The 16,142-nt window shown below is 32.4% G+C and carries 13 protein-coding genes and 1 pseudogene; 12 read left to right on the top strand and 2 right to left on the bottom strand.

The features are described 5' to 3' along the window. Window positions 1-499: pseudogene (locus CVD18_RS14625) on the bottom strand (hypothetical protein); the annotation flags it as partial. A gap of 53 nt (window positions 500-552) precedes the next feature. Beyond that, complete coding sequence (locus CVD18_RS14620; RefSeq protein WP_103866181.1) at window positions 553-1,167, bottom strand: FAD/NAD(P)-binding oxidoreductase; 615 nt, start codon at window positions 1,165-1,167, stop codon at window positions 553-555. 241 nt (window positions 1,168-1,408) lie between these two features. Between CVD18_RS14620 and CVD18_RS14615 the strand changes: the two genes are divergently transcribed. The 12 genes from CVD18_RS14615 (at window position 1,409) to CVD18_RS14560 (ending at window position 16,074) form a co-directional block, all read left to right on the top strand. After that, entirely contained in the window at window positions 1,409-2,722 is a 1,314-nt protein-coding gene (locus tag CVD18_RS14615; protein ID WP_103866179.1) for a cation:proton antiporter, read from the top strand. Continuing rightward, entirely contained in the window at window positions 2,722-3,426 is a 705-nt protein-coding gene (locus CVD18_RS14610; RefSeq protein ID WP_103866178.1) for a YafY family protein, read from the top strand. The genes CVD18_RS14615 and CVD18_RS14610 overlap by 1 nt, the downstream gene beginning before the upstream one ends. A gap of 77 nt (window positions 3,427-3,503) precedes the next feature. Beyond that, complete coding sequence (locus CVD18_RS14605) at window positions 3,504-3,869, top strand: hypothetical protein (RefSeq protein WP_103866177.1); 366 nt, start codon at window positions 3,504-3,506, stop codon at window positions 3,867-3,869. A 249-nt stretch (window positions 3,870-4,118) separates the two neighbouring features. Beyond that, window positions 4,119-4,919 (top strand): DNA alkylation repair protein, encoded by an 801-nt coding sequence (locus CVD18_RS14600; protein WP_103866176.1) that lies wholly within the window; start codon window positions 4,119-4,121, stop codon window positions 4,917-4,919. Window positions 4,920-5,183: 264 nt separating this feature from the next. Beyond that, window positions 5,184-6,596 (top strand): glycogen synthase, encoded by a 1,413-nt coding sequence (locus tag CVD18_RS14595; protein ID WP_103866175.1) that lies wholly within the window; start codon window positions 5,184-5,186, stop codon window positions 6,594-6,596. A gap of 7 nt (window positions 6,597-6,603) precedes the next feature. Beyond that, entirely contained in the window at window positions 6,604-7,875 is a 1,272-nt protein-coding gene (locus CVD18_RS14590; protein ID WP_103866174.1) for a glucose-1-phosphate adenylyltransferase, read from the top strand. 10 nt (window positions 7,876-7,885) lie between these two features. Then, entirely contained in the window at window positions 7,886-9,796 is a 1,911-nt protein-coding gene (gene glgB, locus CVD18_RS14585; RefSeq protein ID WP_103866180.1) for a 1,4-alpha-glucan branching protein GlgB, read from the top strand. A gap of 32 nt (window positions 9,797-9,828) precedes the next feature. Continuing rightward, window positions 9,829-12,234: a glycoside hydrolase family 31 protein gene (locus tag CVD18_RS14580; RefSeq protein ID WP_103866173.1), complete on the top strand. Its 2,406-nt coding sequence runs from the start codon at window positions 9,829-9,831 to the stop codon at window positions 12,232-12,234. A 120-nt stretch (window positions 12,235-12,354) separates the two neighbouring features. Next, the gene (locus CVD18_RS14575; protein ID WP_103866172.1) at window positions 12,355-13,176 is read left to right on the top strand and encodes a M48 family metallopeptidase; all 822 of its coding nucleotides are present in this window, start codon (window positions 12,355-12,357) and stop codon (window positions 13,174-13,176) included. A 170-nt stretch (window positions 13,177-13,346) separates the two neighbouring features. After that, window positions 13,347-14,687: an MFS transporter gene (locus CVD18_RS14570; RefSeq protein WP_103866171.1), complete on the top strand. Its 1,341-nt coding sequence runs from the start codon at window positions 13,347-13,349 to the stop codon at window positions 14,685-14,687. Window positions 14,688-14,883: 196 nt separating this feature from the next. After that, window positions 14,884-15,363 (top strand): lipocalin family protein, encoded by a 480-nt coding sequence (locus tag CVD18_RS14565; protein ID WP_103866170.1) that lies wholly within the window; start codon window positions 14,884-14,886, stop codon window positions 15,361-15,363. Between the two features lie 18 nt (window positions 15,364-15,381). Next, the gene (locus CVD18_RS14560; protein ID WP_103866169.1) at window positions 15,382-16,074 is read left to right on the top strand and encodes an OmpA family protein; all 693 of its coding nucleotides are present in this window, start codon (window positions 15,382-15,384) and stop codon (window positions 16,072-16,074) included. Window positions 16,075-16,142 lie beyond the last annotated feature (68 nt).

Below are 16,142 nucleotides of genomic sequence, written 5' to 3'. Positions count from 1 at the left end.
ATTGAGATAATTCCCTGTTTCCTTTGCCAGATTCAAGAAAGAAAATATCATCACTCTCTACAATACCTTCAAAACCATTAGGAACAGCCCCTTCAAAGGCACTTAATATCTTATGCCGCCAGTCAAATGAAGTTTGGAGACAGATACCTGTCTGTTCAGCACATTTCTTTATCGAATTGCCTAATAGCATATGGTACAAATAAACACTAAGCAAGTTCCCCTTTTTTAAACCAAAAGTAACTTTACCTGTAGTTTCCCTAAAATACTTCTTGCACGATTTACAAAAATAACGTTGCACACCATTAGCCTTGCCATTTGCACGGATATCGATGTCTTGACAATTAGGGCAATGTAGTGACTGGATTTGTTGCACCTCGGAATGAACAGTATACAAGTCAGGCTCTGAAGGATCGACCATAGATAATAGCTCCCTAATTACGGTCTCACGACCCAATTCATCTAGGCTTTTGAAAAATTCTGTGAAAGATTCTGGTACCATTTGCACTTGTTTTAAAACAAAGATAACTAGTTAAGTCGTATTATAGAATATAGCTAAGTTTTTTTAATTGGTTCTACACCAAAGATGACGCTTCCTGGAGTTGCAAAAGTAATATTTACAGTGTTTTGTAGTTTCTTTCGTTTAAAATAATCGGCAGTTAAATATGCGATTTTCTGCGGAGCGCCACCACACTTTATTGGTGTAGTGGGTTGTGTAAAAACTGCATTTTTTCCTTTAAAATTCCTTATACTAGACCAAACATATTCTGGATCAATATAGATACTACATGCAACACCTTTATCTATGGCTTCAGGTAAACCTTCTATAAGCTCAGGGGCCATAATCAATCCAGGAGCAATAACAAGGTAATCATACGTTATTACATTGTTTGATTCAGTAGTGACACTATTTTTTTCAGGATCAATTACAAAGGCATAATCTTTTATCCAAGTTGTTTTTTTAGGAATTAAATCAGCCATAAAACGCCATGTATTTTTAAATTTATAAGCGCCTCCAGCTACCAAGGTCCATGCTGGTTGATAATAATGCTTTTCTGAAGGCTCTAGAATTCCTATATTCAGGTTTTTATCCTTTTTTAATAATTGTGTAGCAGTCATTATACCTGCTGTTCCTCCTCCAATAATTAAGATTTGATGATGTGTGACCATTTTCATTACTATTTTATTACTAATAAAATTAGAAGATAAAAGAATGGATATATGTAACATAAGTTACATAAAGAAGAAATAATGTAATATATGGATGTATTTAGTAAAAAGCTCTATTTCTGTAAGATAGTTTTGTCAGTCGATAAACAGAATAAAAGTAAACCACTTACTTTAAAATAATTTACTATCTTTTCGTTCAATTATAGAATCAATTTAATATAATCAACCTTTAAACCTATCTATGGAAATTTTCTCTTCATACAATGTCATTATAGGAGTTTCACTTATCATCATATTATCTTTTGTTTTTAACGGAATAGCAAAAAAAACAAATGTTCCCGCAGTATTATTATTAATCATTCTAGGAATTGTAATCCAATATATTCTTAAATCTTTTGAAGGTGACATTATTGATTTTTTTCCCATGCTTGAGATATTAGGTATTGTTGGGTTGATTATGATTGTACTCGAAGCTGCTCTAGAGCTAGAGCTCAAAAGTGATAAGCTCATGCCTATTCTCAAATCTATGGCTATTGCTTTAATCGGATTAGTCGCTTCTACGTTTATAGCAGCAGTAATTCTAAAAGCATTGGTGGAAGGAATGACGATGGAGTCTGCATGGCTGTATGCCACCCCTTTATCTATATTATCTAGTGCTATTATAATCCCTAGTGTTTCTTCATTATCACTTGCCAAAAAAGAATTCCATATTTATGAGAGTACATTTTCTGATATTTTAGGGATTATGTTATTCTATTTCTTGACAGGTAGATTAAATCCGGCAGAAGATGCAGGGGTAGGAGGATTTTTCTTAAATCTGATTATTACTATAGTGATTTCTCTAATAGCGAGTTATGCAATCATATTAATATTTCAAAAAATAAAAAGTCAGGTAAAGTTATTTTTGTTGATAGCAGTGTTATTATTGCTATATGCACTAGGAAAAAAGATGCACCTATCGTCATTGATAATAATTTTGATTTTTGGATTGGTTATAGCAAATATGAAATTATTTTTTCAAGGTAAACTTAGAGGATATCTAGATCTAGAAAAAGCAAAATCAATTTATCATGAATTACATGTAATTACCGCAGAGACTGCATTTGTAGTACGTACCTTATTTTTTGTAATTTTTGGAATTACAATTGTGCTTTCTTCATTATTAAGTCTTAAGGTTACTTTGATTAGTCTTTTGATATTAATCTCTATTTATGTCATACGCTATGGTTTGTTACGTGTTTTTATGGGAAAAGATATTTCTCCCCAATTATTTATAGCTCCAAGAGGATTAATTACGGTACTTTTATTTTATGCAATTCCAGCAGAAGCAATGATAGAAGGTTTTGAACCAGGAATTTTATTATTTGTAATTATAGGAACTAGTTTAATAATGACTGGGGGGATGATCAGAGATAAAAAGAAGAGACCAGTAGAGGAATTGGTAACCGATGAACCAATAGAAAGTATAGAAGAAACAGAATATTTTATTAATAATACAACCGATTTGAGTGATTTAAGTGATACTACTTCCTCTGATCAACATGAAACAGAATAATGAAACGGCTACATCGATTAACAGCGATATTAGTAAAATTACAATCCAAAAAAATTGTTCAGGCATCAGAACTTGCCGATAAATTTGATGTAAGTATGCGAACGATCTATAGAGATATGCAAGCACTTACAGAAGCGGGGGTTCCTATTGGTGCAGAAGCAGGTACAGGATATTATCTGGTAGATGGGTATTCACTACCACCAATTATGTTTACAGAAAAAGAAGCCAATGCCTTGCTTACTGCCTCAAAGATTATAAAAACAAATAATGATCAATCTTTAATTAATGAGTATCAGGAAGCAATTGATAAAGTAATTGCTGTACTCAAAACGACGCAAAAAGAAAAGCTAAAGATTCTTGAACAACGTGTTTTTACATATAATAAAATTCAAATACAACCCAGTACTTCTTTATCAGTAATTCAACAAGCAATTACAGATAATAGAGTATTAGAAATGGAGTATACCAAAGCTTCTGGAGAATATAGTAAGAGAAAGGTAGAGCCATTAGGGGTGTATTTTACAAATAATACCTGGATAATGATTACTTATTGTCGGTTGAGAAAAGAATATCGAGAGTTTAGAACCGACCGTATACATAACCTTATTGAAACTCATGAAATATTTTCTTCTAAGCATTTTAGTCTAGAAGAATACTATAAAAAACAAGTAGAAGCATATAATTTTTCTTCAACTTTTCCTTAAAATAAATACTACTGACATAGGGTTGCCATTTACTCAATTTACTTTTGATTAAAATAAATACTCAATTTTAATTAATCATGGTCAACCTATTATTTAATACTACACAAAAACCCAATTCTTTTTCTTCTATACATACTCAAGCCAAAGTAGTAGAGGTCGTATTGTTTGAAATAAATCCTGAGTATTCTAAAGAAGAAGCAGAAAAGGCATTGTCATCTTTTAATGATGTTATAAAGTTATATTATGGATTTGTAGAACGAATTACAGCTAGTAACGAAGATGGAAGATATATTGATATTATTTATTGGAGCGATATAGATTCTGCTAAATCGTCTGCTATAGACATAAAAAAGAATAAGGAAGCAACAGCAATTTTTAGTATTATAAAACCTGAATCTATTCAGATGTATCATTTTGATACGTTTAATAGATTCGAAGAATAATTTTGAATACTATTATTTTAATTCTGAAATAATACCAATAAACTCGATTTCTATATGTAAAATTTCAAGGTTAAAAAAGGAGTAAATAATAAGTTACTTCAGGCAAGCTAAAGAAGTATTCGTTTGAAACGAACCTTTAGAAGCTTGTTTTTAGAGTATTAAAACCTCACATAGTATAAGTACATGTATCTTTTTAGTTTGTTTTACTAAATTTGAGTACATATTAAATATTGATTATAACTAGATAATATGATTCCACAACACATAAGTAATAGAAAAGGGGCGAGAAGTTTTAAAGATATTGATGACGAGGTCATGGAGTATTTAAATAATGGATTGATAGAGACAGCAAATCTTACAGAATGGTTATCTGTAAATCAATTAGTACTTCTTAAAAAGGTATTGGATGAGATCAAAAAACCAGCATGGTATGATAGTTTTTATGAAGCAATAGCTGTGCAAAAAAAACCTTCTGCAAATTCTAATACCAAAGTCATAGGAGCTACATTTTTTCAATTAACTCACGATAAAGATATACTTACATATCTATACAATCATGTATCTGATGTTCCTAGGTGTTGGGCAGCACAATGGATCGGTTTAAAAGAAACTGAAATTGATAAAAAATTAGAAGCAATACGCCCTTATGCTGCTGACTCTCATTTTGGAGTTAGAGAAGTAGCGATTTTTGCAAGTAAAGATGCGATTATCAAAAATTTAGATAAAACAATTGAGATATTATCAAAATGGGTGCTTGATAAAGATGAAAATATAAGGAGATATGCTATAGAAGCCATTCGACCTATTGGAGTGTGGACAAAAAAGATTGATACTCTTAAAGAGCATCCAGAAAAAGCAATCTCATTATTAGCTCCTCTCAAATCTGATACTTCAAAATATGTAAGAGATTCTGTTGGTAACTGGTTAAATGATGCTAGTAAAACAAGACCTGATTGGGTACAAAAAATATGTAATGAATGGGAAAAAGACTCTCCTTCAAAAGAAACAGCATATATTCTTAAAAAAGCCTTACGTACAATCAATAAATAGATGTTTTTTTGTGGGGTTAAAGTATTTGTAATAAGGGTTTAAATTGTTGTTTGTAAGTGTTTTGCGTAATACATGAAAGGGTAAAATGTTTTACTGTAAAGTATATATCAATTCATCAATATTAATAATGAAATTTTTTAGTTATTTTTTTATTAAATAATCATTAATACAGCTTCTTTTTATAGGTAATACAACTGGTTTCTAGTAGGTTTTTTATAGCTTTAAAATAATTAAAAAACTAAAGAAACCGGCTGATTTTATTTTATGAATATTCTTCACACAAGTTTTGAGTGCTATCCTATTGCAAAGGTTGGTGGGTTAGCTGATGTAGTAGGCGCTTTACCAAAATATCAAAACAATGTAGGTGTTACTGCAAGTGTCATAACACCATATTATGACAATCAATTTAATAATACGTCACGACGTAAATCAGTATATAAAAATACGATTTACCTTGGCGATATTTCATATCGATATTCTATAGAGAAAATTTTATCTCCACAATTAGGATTCGAGGCATACCGTGTATATATCAAAGAGCTTTTAGATAGACCAAATGTATACAATTATGAGGATGATGCAGAACGATGTATTGTTTTCCAGCTAGCAGTTCTTGATTGGATAACCAATACAGACAATATCCCAGACATAATTCATTGCCATGATCATCACACAGGTTTAATCCCTTTTTTAGTCTCTCATTGTGACCAATTTACTAAACTTAAAAAAACGCCCACTGTTCTTACAATTCATAATGCTCAATATCAAGGGCAGTTATCCTATGATAAATTACATTATTTACCACCTTTTGATCATGATAAAATAGGATTATTAGATTGGAATAATTGTATAAATCCTTTAGCATCTGGTATAAAGTGCGCATGGAGAGTTACCGCAGTTTCTCCCACCTATATGCAAGAATTACAACAAAAAGCAAATGGGTTAGAAGAATTGCTACGTCATGAGAATAAAAAATGTATTGGAATTCTTAATGGGATTGATACGCATACATGGAATGCTGAAATCGATCCAATGATTATTAAAAACTATAAAGAAACCACGGTTGTATCAGGAAAAAAAGAAAATAAAAAATGGATTTGTAATCACTTTGGATTAGACATAAATAAACCTCTTTTTGGTTTTATAGGGCGACTAGTAGAAGAAAAAGGAGCTGATCTATTACCAGAGATTATAAGAGAAACCTTAACGAATTTAGAGGGTAGTATAGTTGTTTTAGGCTCAGGTAACTTAGAAGTAGAAGAACAGTTACAATCCTTGACCAATGAGTTTAAAGGAAAATACAATACACATATTGGATATGATGAGAGGTTATCGCACATTATTTATGCAGGAGTTGATTTTTTACTAATGCCATCTAGAGTAGAACCTTGTGGTTTAAATCAACTATATGCTTTACGATATGGGACAGTACCAATTACTAGAAGAACAGGAGGGCTCAAAGATACAGTTATTGATATCGGAGAAAATGGTTTTGGTATATGTCATGAGAATACTTCTGTTTGGGATGTTTGTTACTCTATACAACGAGCGATAGGTTTGTATGAAGATCAACAAAAATACAGAGGAATACAACATCAAATTATGAAAATAGATCATTCTTGGAGTCAGTCAGCTCATCAATATATTACTATATATGAATCACTAACCAACCAATAGACAATAAATGATCAACAAAAAAGTTCTAGCCATTATTCTAGGAGGAGGCCAAGGTACTAGATTATCACCTCTTACAGACCAGCGATCTAAACCCGCTGTCTCTATTGCCGGAAAATATCGATTAGTAGATATCCCAATTTCTAATTGTATTCATTGCGATATAAAACGAATGTTTGTGCTCACACAATTTAATTCGGCATCGCTAAACAGGCATATAAAAAACACCTACATTTTTAGTGATTTTAGTGGTGCATTTGTAGATATTCTGGCAGCAGAACAAACTCCAGATAATAAAACATGGTATCAAGGTACTGCAGATGCAGTACGACAATCAATGTATCAGTTACTAAATCATGAATTTGAATATGCGTTGATCTTATCAGGTGATCAATTATATCAAATGGATTTAAACGAAATGCTGGACGCTCATATACAAAAAAAGGCAGATATTTCTATTGCAACCATACCTGTTAAAGCAAAAGAAGCGACACAGTTTGGAATTCTAAAAACAGACACCCATAGTTTTATCTCATCTTTTATAGAAAAACCAAAAGCAGAAGAACTATCAGGGTGGGAATCTGAGGTACATGAGGATATGAAAAAAGAGAACCGAAACTATCTGGCATCCATGGGAATCTATATTTTTAATAGACAATTATTAATTGATATTTTGTCTAACCCTGATACAGTAGATTTTGGAAAAGAAATTATTCCAGAATCTATCAATAAACACAAAGTATTAGCTTATCAATATACAGGATATTGGACAGATATCGGGACTGTATCTTCATTTTTTGAAGCTAATATTAGTTTAACCGATGATATTCCTCAATTTGATCTGTTTAATAAAGAAAATACGGTGTTAACGCGCCCTAGAATATTACCACCATCAAAAATATCAGGTACACAATTGGATAAATCAATGATTGCAGAAGGATGTATCATCAATGCCAAAGAAATTGAACATTCTGTGATAGGAATACGATCTAGAATAGGAAATGAAACTACTATCAAGAATACCTATATGATAGGAAGCAATTCATATCAAAGTTTAACAGAATTAGAAAATGATCGTATGATGGGGATTCCAGCTATTGGAGTAGGAGACAGATGTATCATTACAAATACAATTATAGATAAAGATGCAAGAATAGGTGATGATGTAATCATTAACGGAGGGACACATCTTGTAGATACAGAACACGAATCATATGTTGTAAGAGAAGGAGTTGTCGTTATCAAAAATGGAACAATAATTCCTAATGGATTTAAATTATAAAACACAATATATGAGTAGTGTAATTTCTTATAGTCTTTTTTCTGAATTTGATATCAATCTCTTTAAAGCAGGGAAACATTATCGTTTATATGAAAAATTAGGATCACATATCACCAAAGTAAATGGAGTAGAAGGAACCTATTTTTCAGTTTGGGCTCCGTCTGCTAAATCTGTTGCTGTAATCGGAGATTTTAACCATTGGAATGAAACGGAACATCAATTATTTGTGCGGTGGGATGAATCAGGTATTTGGGAAGGGTTTATTCCAAAAATAGGAAAAGGAACCTTATATAAATATAAAATTAACTCTAATCATAATCAGATTATTACAGAAAAATCCGATCCGTATGCACGACGATATGAGCATCCTCCCAAGACAGCATCTGTAGTCTGGGAAGATGATTATAGATGGAAAGATATTGAATGGATCAATACACGAACAAAAAATAATGCACTCAATGCTCCTTGGTCTGTATATGAAGTACATCTCGGGTCTTGGAGAAAAAAAGTAGAAGAAAATCGATCCTTGTCTTATATAGAATTGGCAGACGAACTAGTAACCTATGTAAAAGAAATGGGGTTTACTTACGTAGAGTTAATGCCAGTAATGGAGCATCCTTATGATCCCTCATGGGGATATCAAATTACAGGATACTTTGCGCCAACATCTCGTTTTGGATATCCAGAAGAGTTTAAGGTATTAGTAGATAAATTTCATCAAAACGATATAGGAGTTTTGCTGGATTGGGTACCTTCTCATTTTCCTGAAGATAGTCATGGATTAGGTTTGTTTGATGGTACATGTCTATATGAACATCCCGATAGAAAAAAAGGATATCACCCAGACTGGAAAAGTTTGATTTTTAATTATGGTAGAAATGAAGTAAAGAGTTTTTTGATAAGCAATGCTATTTTCTGGTTAGATCAATACCATGTAGATGGATTACGTGTAGATGCTGTTGCATCCATGTTATATTTAGATTATTCTAGAGAAGAAGGAGAATGGGATGCCAATATATACGGCGAAAGAGAAAACCTTGAAGCCATAGCTTTCATAAGAGAGCTCAATGAGGAGGTATATCGTTGTTTTCCTGATGTACAAACAATAGCAGAAGAATCTACCTCTTTTTCTATGGTTTCTAGTCCAACATATATAGGAGGATTAGGTTTTGGTATGAAATGGATGATGGGATGGATGAATGATACACTTCAATATTTTTCAAAAGAATCAATTTATAGAAAACACCACCAAAATGAAATTACCTTTAGTCTTACTTATGCATTTACAGAAAACTTTATGCTTCCTTTATCACATGATGAAGTAGTACATGGTAAAAGTAGTATACTCAATAAAATGCCTGGTGATGAATGGCAGCAATTTGCCAATTTAAGATTGCTATACACCTATATGTTTACTCACCCAGGGAGTAATCTCTTATTTATGGGAGGAGAATTCGGACAGCGAGAAGAATGGAATTTTCAGCAAAGTTTGGATTGGTATGTATTACAATATGAATATCATTATGGAATTAAAAAACTAGTTACTAATTTAAATACGCTATACAAAGAAACTCCTGCATTGTATGAAAGACAATTCGAAGATGCTGGTTTTGAATGGATTTCTTATGATGACCATGAGAACTCTGTAATAGCTTATATAAGAGAGGGTAAACAAATAAACGATTACCTAGTGATAGTGTGTAATTTTACTCCTGTTCCTAGAAATAGTTATCGAATAGGACTACCAGATACAGGAAAGTTAATAGAATTATTTAATAGTGATGCTGTTATATATGGTGGTAGTGGAGTATCTACCCCTAAAGAGATTAGTATAGAATCAGTAGCATCTCATTTTAGAGAGTATTCTGCAGAAATTGTAATCCCTCCACTAGCAGCACTTATTTTTAGAATAGAGAATTAAAAAAAATAACCTAATTAGAAAAAGAGAAACATATGATCATTAATACAGAATTAGAACAAAAAGGAAATATGTTTCCCGGTAAGATTATTTCCTTTTCACAGCATGTTGATACATTACATTTTACTACAGAAAATGGAGTTATTTTACAACTTACAATTCTACGGGGTAGTGTAATCCGGTTTAGGTATGCTACAGATAATAATTTTGAAAAAGATTTCTCGTATGCTATCAGCAAATATGGTGTAAGAGGATATAGTATTCTTAAAGTAGAAGAGGGCGACGAAGAATATATTATAATCACTGCAAAAATTACCATTCGTATTGCAAAAGTCAATATTCATGTGGCAATCTATGATAATGATGGCAATGTGATTTGCAAAGATGATTGGGGGTTTCATTGGGAACAAAGCTATGAATACGGAGGAAACATAGTAAAAATGAGTAAATCTGCACCTCAAGGAGAATGTTATTACGGATTAGGTGATAAGCCGATGCATCTTAACCTAAAAGGAAAACGATTACAAAACTGGGCTACTGATCAATATGCATATGGTAAAGACCAAGACCCTTTATATAAAAGTGTTCCTTTTTATATAGGGATGTATGAAGAAAGAGCGTATGGGATATTTTTTGATAATACCTTCAAGACATTTTTTGACTTTTGTCATGAGAGGCGTAATGTAACTAGTTTTTGGGCTCAGGGAGGAGAAATGAATTACTATTTCTTCTATGGCCCCAATATGCAGGATGTAGTAACACGATATACAGATCTTACTGGTAAACCAGAACTACCTCCATTATGGGCATTAGGGTATCATCAATGTAAATGGAGTTATTATCCTGAAAAAAAAGTAAAAGAAGTAACTCAAAAATTCAGAGAACTAAGTATCCCTTGTGATGCTATTTATCTGGATATTGACTATATGGATGGTTTTAGGTGTTTTACTTGGAACAAAGAATATTTCCCTGATCCAAAACGTATGGTAGCAGAATTGGCAGAAGATGGTTTTAAAACTATAGTAATTATTGACCCAGGAATCAAGATAGATGATGAGTATTCTGTATACCAAGAAGCTATGAAGAATGATTATTTCTGTAAAAGAGCTGATGGCCCTTATATGAGAGGTAAAGTATGGCCTGGAGAATGCTTTTTTCCAGATTTTACAAACCCAAAAGTAAGAGAATGGTGGGCAAGTTTATTTAAAGAGATTATAGATGAAATTGGAGTAAAAGGTGTGTGGAATGATATGAATGAACCCGCAGTAATGGAGGTTCCTGGTAAAACATTTCCCAATGATGTTCGTCATAGTTATGATGGTAATTACTGTAGTCATAGAAAAGCACACAATATTTATGGTACTCAGATGGCTAGAGCAACATACGAAGGCGTAAAACGTTTTGCATACCCTAAGCGACCATTTATCATTACAAGATCAGCATATTCTGGAGCACAACGATATACTTCTTCTTGGACAGGGGATAACATTGCCACTTGGGAACATCTCTGGATAGCCAATATACAAGCACAGCGAATGAGTATGAGTGGTATGTCGTTTACTGGTAGTGATATAGGCGGTTTTGCAGAACACCCAACAGGAGAATTATATGCTAGATGGATTCAATTGGGAGTATTTCATCCATTTTGTAGAACACATTCTTCAGGAGATCATGGTAATCAAGAACCTTGGACATTTGGAGAAGAAGTAGTGGATGTAACAAGAAAATATGTTGAATTACGATATCAATTGTTACCCTATTTATATACCATGTTTTGGGAGTATGCAGAAGAAGGGATACCTATGTTAAAATCATTAGTGCTATATGATCAGAATGATTTACAAACACACTATAGAACAGATGAATTTGTTTTTGGAAACCAAATTTTGGTATGTCCAATACAAGAACCTAATGCAAAAGGAAGAAGAATGTACGTTCCTAGAGGTAATTGGTACAACTATTGGACTCGTGAGTATGTAAAAGGAGGAATGGAACAATGGGTTGATGCAGATCTGGATATTATTCCGTTATTTATAAAAGAAGGGGCAATTATTCCTAAATATCCAGTACAACAATATGTAGGAGAGAAAGAAATAGACGAATTAAAACTTGAAGTATATTATAAACTTGGAGATAAAGAAGTATCCAAAGTATATGAAGATGCGCAGGATGGATATGATTATACAAAAGGTAGATATAGTCTCAGAAGTTTTTCATTTACAGGAAAAGAAAATGAAATTATCATTCAACAGCATAAAAATGGAAGCTATATTACCGATTATGATTTTATAAAAATAGAACTTATAGGAATCCCTTTTGTTATCGAAGAAATAGAGATCGATAATGTGGTAGTTTCTTTTGATAGTGTTCAATTTGATACAAAAAAAAATGTAATTATAGTTCCCAAAAACTTTACAGAAGTACATATTACAGCTGGATAACAGTGTACTTTATCGGTATTTTAGGTGTTATATAGATTATTTAATGTAAATATTATCCTATGTTTTTTGAAGTTAGACTGTTATTTTTGTAAATTTAACAGAAAGAATCTTACGATAACTATGAATACACGAAACACTATAGTCCTTGCAGGAACTATTTTATTATTTATGTCCTGTGCGACAAATCCATTTACAGGTAAACAAACACTGGCATTAGTACCCAATTCTCAGATTTTACCAATGGCTTTTCAACAATATAATCAGTTTTTGGGAGAGAATAAGGTGATACGTGGTACATCTGATGCACAAATGATTAGTAGAGTTGGTCAGAAAATAGCAAAAGCATCAGAACGTTGGTTGAATGCCAATGGATATCAAGGATATCTTAAAGATTATAAATGGGAATACAATCTAGTAGATGATAAAAATGTAAATGCTTGGTGTATGCCTGGGGGTAAAATTGTATTTTATACAGGAATTTTACCTATTGCAAAAAATGAAAATGGGATAGCCGCAATAATGGGACATGAAGTCGCACATGCATTAGCAAATCATGGACAACAACGCATGAGTGCAGGTCAAATTCAACAAGTAGCAGGAGCGGCCACAGCGATTGCTATAAGTGGTAAAGATGAAAAAACACAACAAATTGTGGGTACTGCCTTTGGTTTAGGTAGTCAATTTGGAGTGATGCTACCTTTCAGTAGAAGTCATGAGACAGAAGCAGATCGTATAGGGTTACAGCTAATGGCAATTGCAGGATATAATCCTGATGAAGCAGCAGAGTTATGGAGACGTATGAAAGCAAATAGTGGCGGACAAGCACCACCAGAGTTTATGAGTACTCACCCATCAAGTGATACACGTATTGCAAATCTTACTGCATGGGCTCCTTCTGCTAAAGCAGAAGCTAGAAAATTCGGAATTACTTCCTTTAAATAATTGTAAAGACTACATTCTTAAAAAGATTATACTTATTTTAGAAGCTGTTCTGGGAATTCCCAGAACAGCTTTTTTTATGTGATATTTTTTTGTTTTTTCAAGACTTGATTATAATTTCTTTAAAAACAATCACTTAGATTCGTTTTTGTATTACAATTTTAAAAATAATTATGAAAAAAATACTACCAAAAGGACATAAAAAGTTATTGAATGCCTGGGCTTTTTATGACTGGGCAAATTCAGTATATAACTTAACTATCTCCTCAGCAGTATTTCCTATTTTTTGGGGAGCATTGACCATAACAAAAGATGATGATGGTACTATAATTAATGATACAGTCCGGTTTTTGGGATATAACTTCAATAATGATTCTCTAATTAGTTATGTCACAGCATTAGCGTTCTTGGTAGTTTCTATCATTAGTCCACTCTTATCTGGTATTGCTGATTATGTTGGTAATAAAAAGAATTTTTTAAAGTTTTTCTGCTATTTGGGCGCGTTATCTTGTATAGGACTTTATTTTTTTGACCTAGACCTTAATGAGGATCCCGATTATTTATGGTTCGGATTACTATGTTATTTCCTGGCATTAATAGGATTCTGGTCAAGCTTGGTTTTTTATAATTCATATCTACCAGATATAGCTTTTCCTGAGCAACAAGATGCCATCAGTGCCAAAGGATATTCCCTTGGGTATATTGGAAGTGTTATCTTGCTTGTATTAAATTTAATAATGATAATGAAATACGATTGGTTTGGTTTTGAGAACGAATGGATGCCTATGAAGATTTCGTTTGCCATGGTAGGGATATGGTGGATAGGGTTTAGTCAATATACGTACTATCACCTTCCAAAAGGAAATAAAAAAGATGTGTTGACCAAAGCTGTAGTTTTTAATGGTTTCAAAGAGTTAAAAATGATCTGGAAATCTTTGAAACAAGACAAAAGACTACGTAGATATCTAGGTGCCTTTTTTGTATACAGCATGGCAGTGCAAACCATAATGCTCATAGCTACTTATTTTGGTATAGAAGAATTAGACTGGGGAGAACAAAATCCCACTACAGGGTTAATTATAAGTATTTTATTAATTCAATTAGTAGCAGTACTAGGAGCCATATTAACCTCTAGGGCTTCTTCAAAATTTGGAAACATCAATACGCTAATTGTAATTAATTTCATTTGGATTTTAATCTGTGTGTATGCATATACCATCACTACTCCCAATCAATTTTATATAACCGCAGCTATAGTGGGGTTAGTTATGGGAGGTATACAAGCATTATCAAGATCAACATATTCAAAATTTTTACCCAAAGATGCTGTAGATACAGCCTCCTACTTCAGTTTTTATGATGTATCAGAAAAAATAGGAATTGTGATAGGAATGTTTTCTTATGGTATTATTGCTCAAGTAACAGGAAGTGTGAGATACTCTATTCTTTTTCTTATTCTCTTTTTTGTAGTTGGACTTATTTTGTTATTCAGAGTTCCAAGAAAGAATACGTAAAAAAGATATTATTTGTTAATTATAAAGACTAGATAAAAAAAGGATGGTACGTAGCATTATGTTTTATCCTTTTTTCATGCGTTTTATCTGCTTTTTTGAGATTTAATATAGTTTGTTATTAAATATAATTTTGAAATATAATAATATTGGAAACGTTATCGTTATTAGCTATTTTTATATAATAAAACTCATTACAATGAAAAAAATCATCTTATTGTTGGCTGTTGTATTAATAGCCTCCTGTAATACTACTCAACAAACTGTTATTGCCGCCAAAAAAACACTGAAAGGAGAATGGTCTCTTGACGAAATCACGTATGATCGTTCAGGGATATTTGAAGTGAACCTTTATAATGATGCTCCAGCAGAGTGTTTTAGCGGAAGTGTTTGGAAGTTTATTCCAAATAATAATACAGGAAAATATGTAGTGAACCAAAGTAGTTGTGCTTCTACAGGGGCTAGAAATTTTAGATTTACAATCCCTAAGCCAGAATCAAATGGTGATTATAGCTTTTTATTTAAGCCTATAAACGAAAAGAAAAAAAGCACCAATAACAATGCAGGGTATAGAATGTTATTAAAACATTTGGATACAACGACTATGACATGGACAATGACTGTGAGCCTAGAAGGGAAACCTTTTGTAATCACAATGAATTTTAATAAACTACAATAACACTCAAATTTTTAAATGATGAATGCAAATCTCAAAAAATTAGCGGTTGCAGTTATGGCTGTTTCAATGTTTACAAGCTGTGAAGCCGTTAAAAACTCAAATAATACACAAAGAGGAGCTGTAATAGGTACAACAGCAGGAGCTGTGCTAGGAGGGATTATAGGAAATAATGTAAAAAATAAGAATTCTGCCCTAGGTGCTGTAATTGGTGGTGTTGTAGGAGGAGTTGCCGGCGGGGTAATCGGTAAACAAATGGATAAACAAGCTCAGAAAATAGAATCAGAAATACCAGGAGCAGAAGTAACCAGAGTAGGAGAAGGTATTGATGTAGTATTTGATGAGAATAGTGGAGTTTATTTTGATACTAATAAATCTGCTATTAATGCAAAGTCAAAAGCTAATCTTAATAAACTTGCTGGTATTTTTAAAGAATACCCAGATACCAATATTGTTGTAGAAGGACATACTGATAATACGGGTAATGATAGTTACAATATGACATTGTCTCAAAAAAGAGCAAATGCAGTAACCAATTATTTAGTATCTCAGGGGATAAGTAGAAATAGATTAACTACTTATGCACATGGAGAAACATTGCCTAAATATGACAATGCAACACCAGAAGGAAGAGCAAAAAATAGAAGAGTAGAACTTGGTATTGTAGCGAATGAAAAAATGAAGCAAGATGCAGAAAAACAAGTGAAACAATAAAATTTTGTAATATTTGATTCAAAATCCCGACTATACAGTCGGGATTTTTTTATGCTTAAATTTTACGT

This window comes from Aquimarina sp. I32.4, assembly GCF_002924285.1.
GTDB lineage: Bacteria > Bacteroidota > Bacteroidia > Flavobacteriales > Flavobacteriaceae > Aquimarina.
Note: the sequence above shows the minus strand (reverse complement) of the source record. Positions and strands in the feature narration are given on the sequence as shown.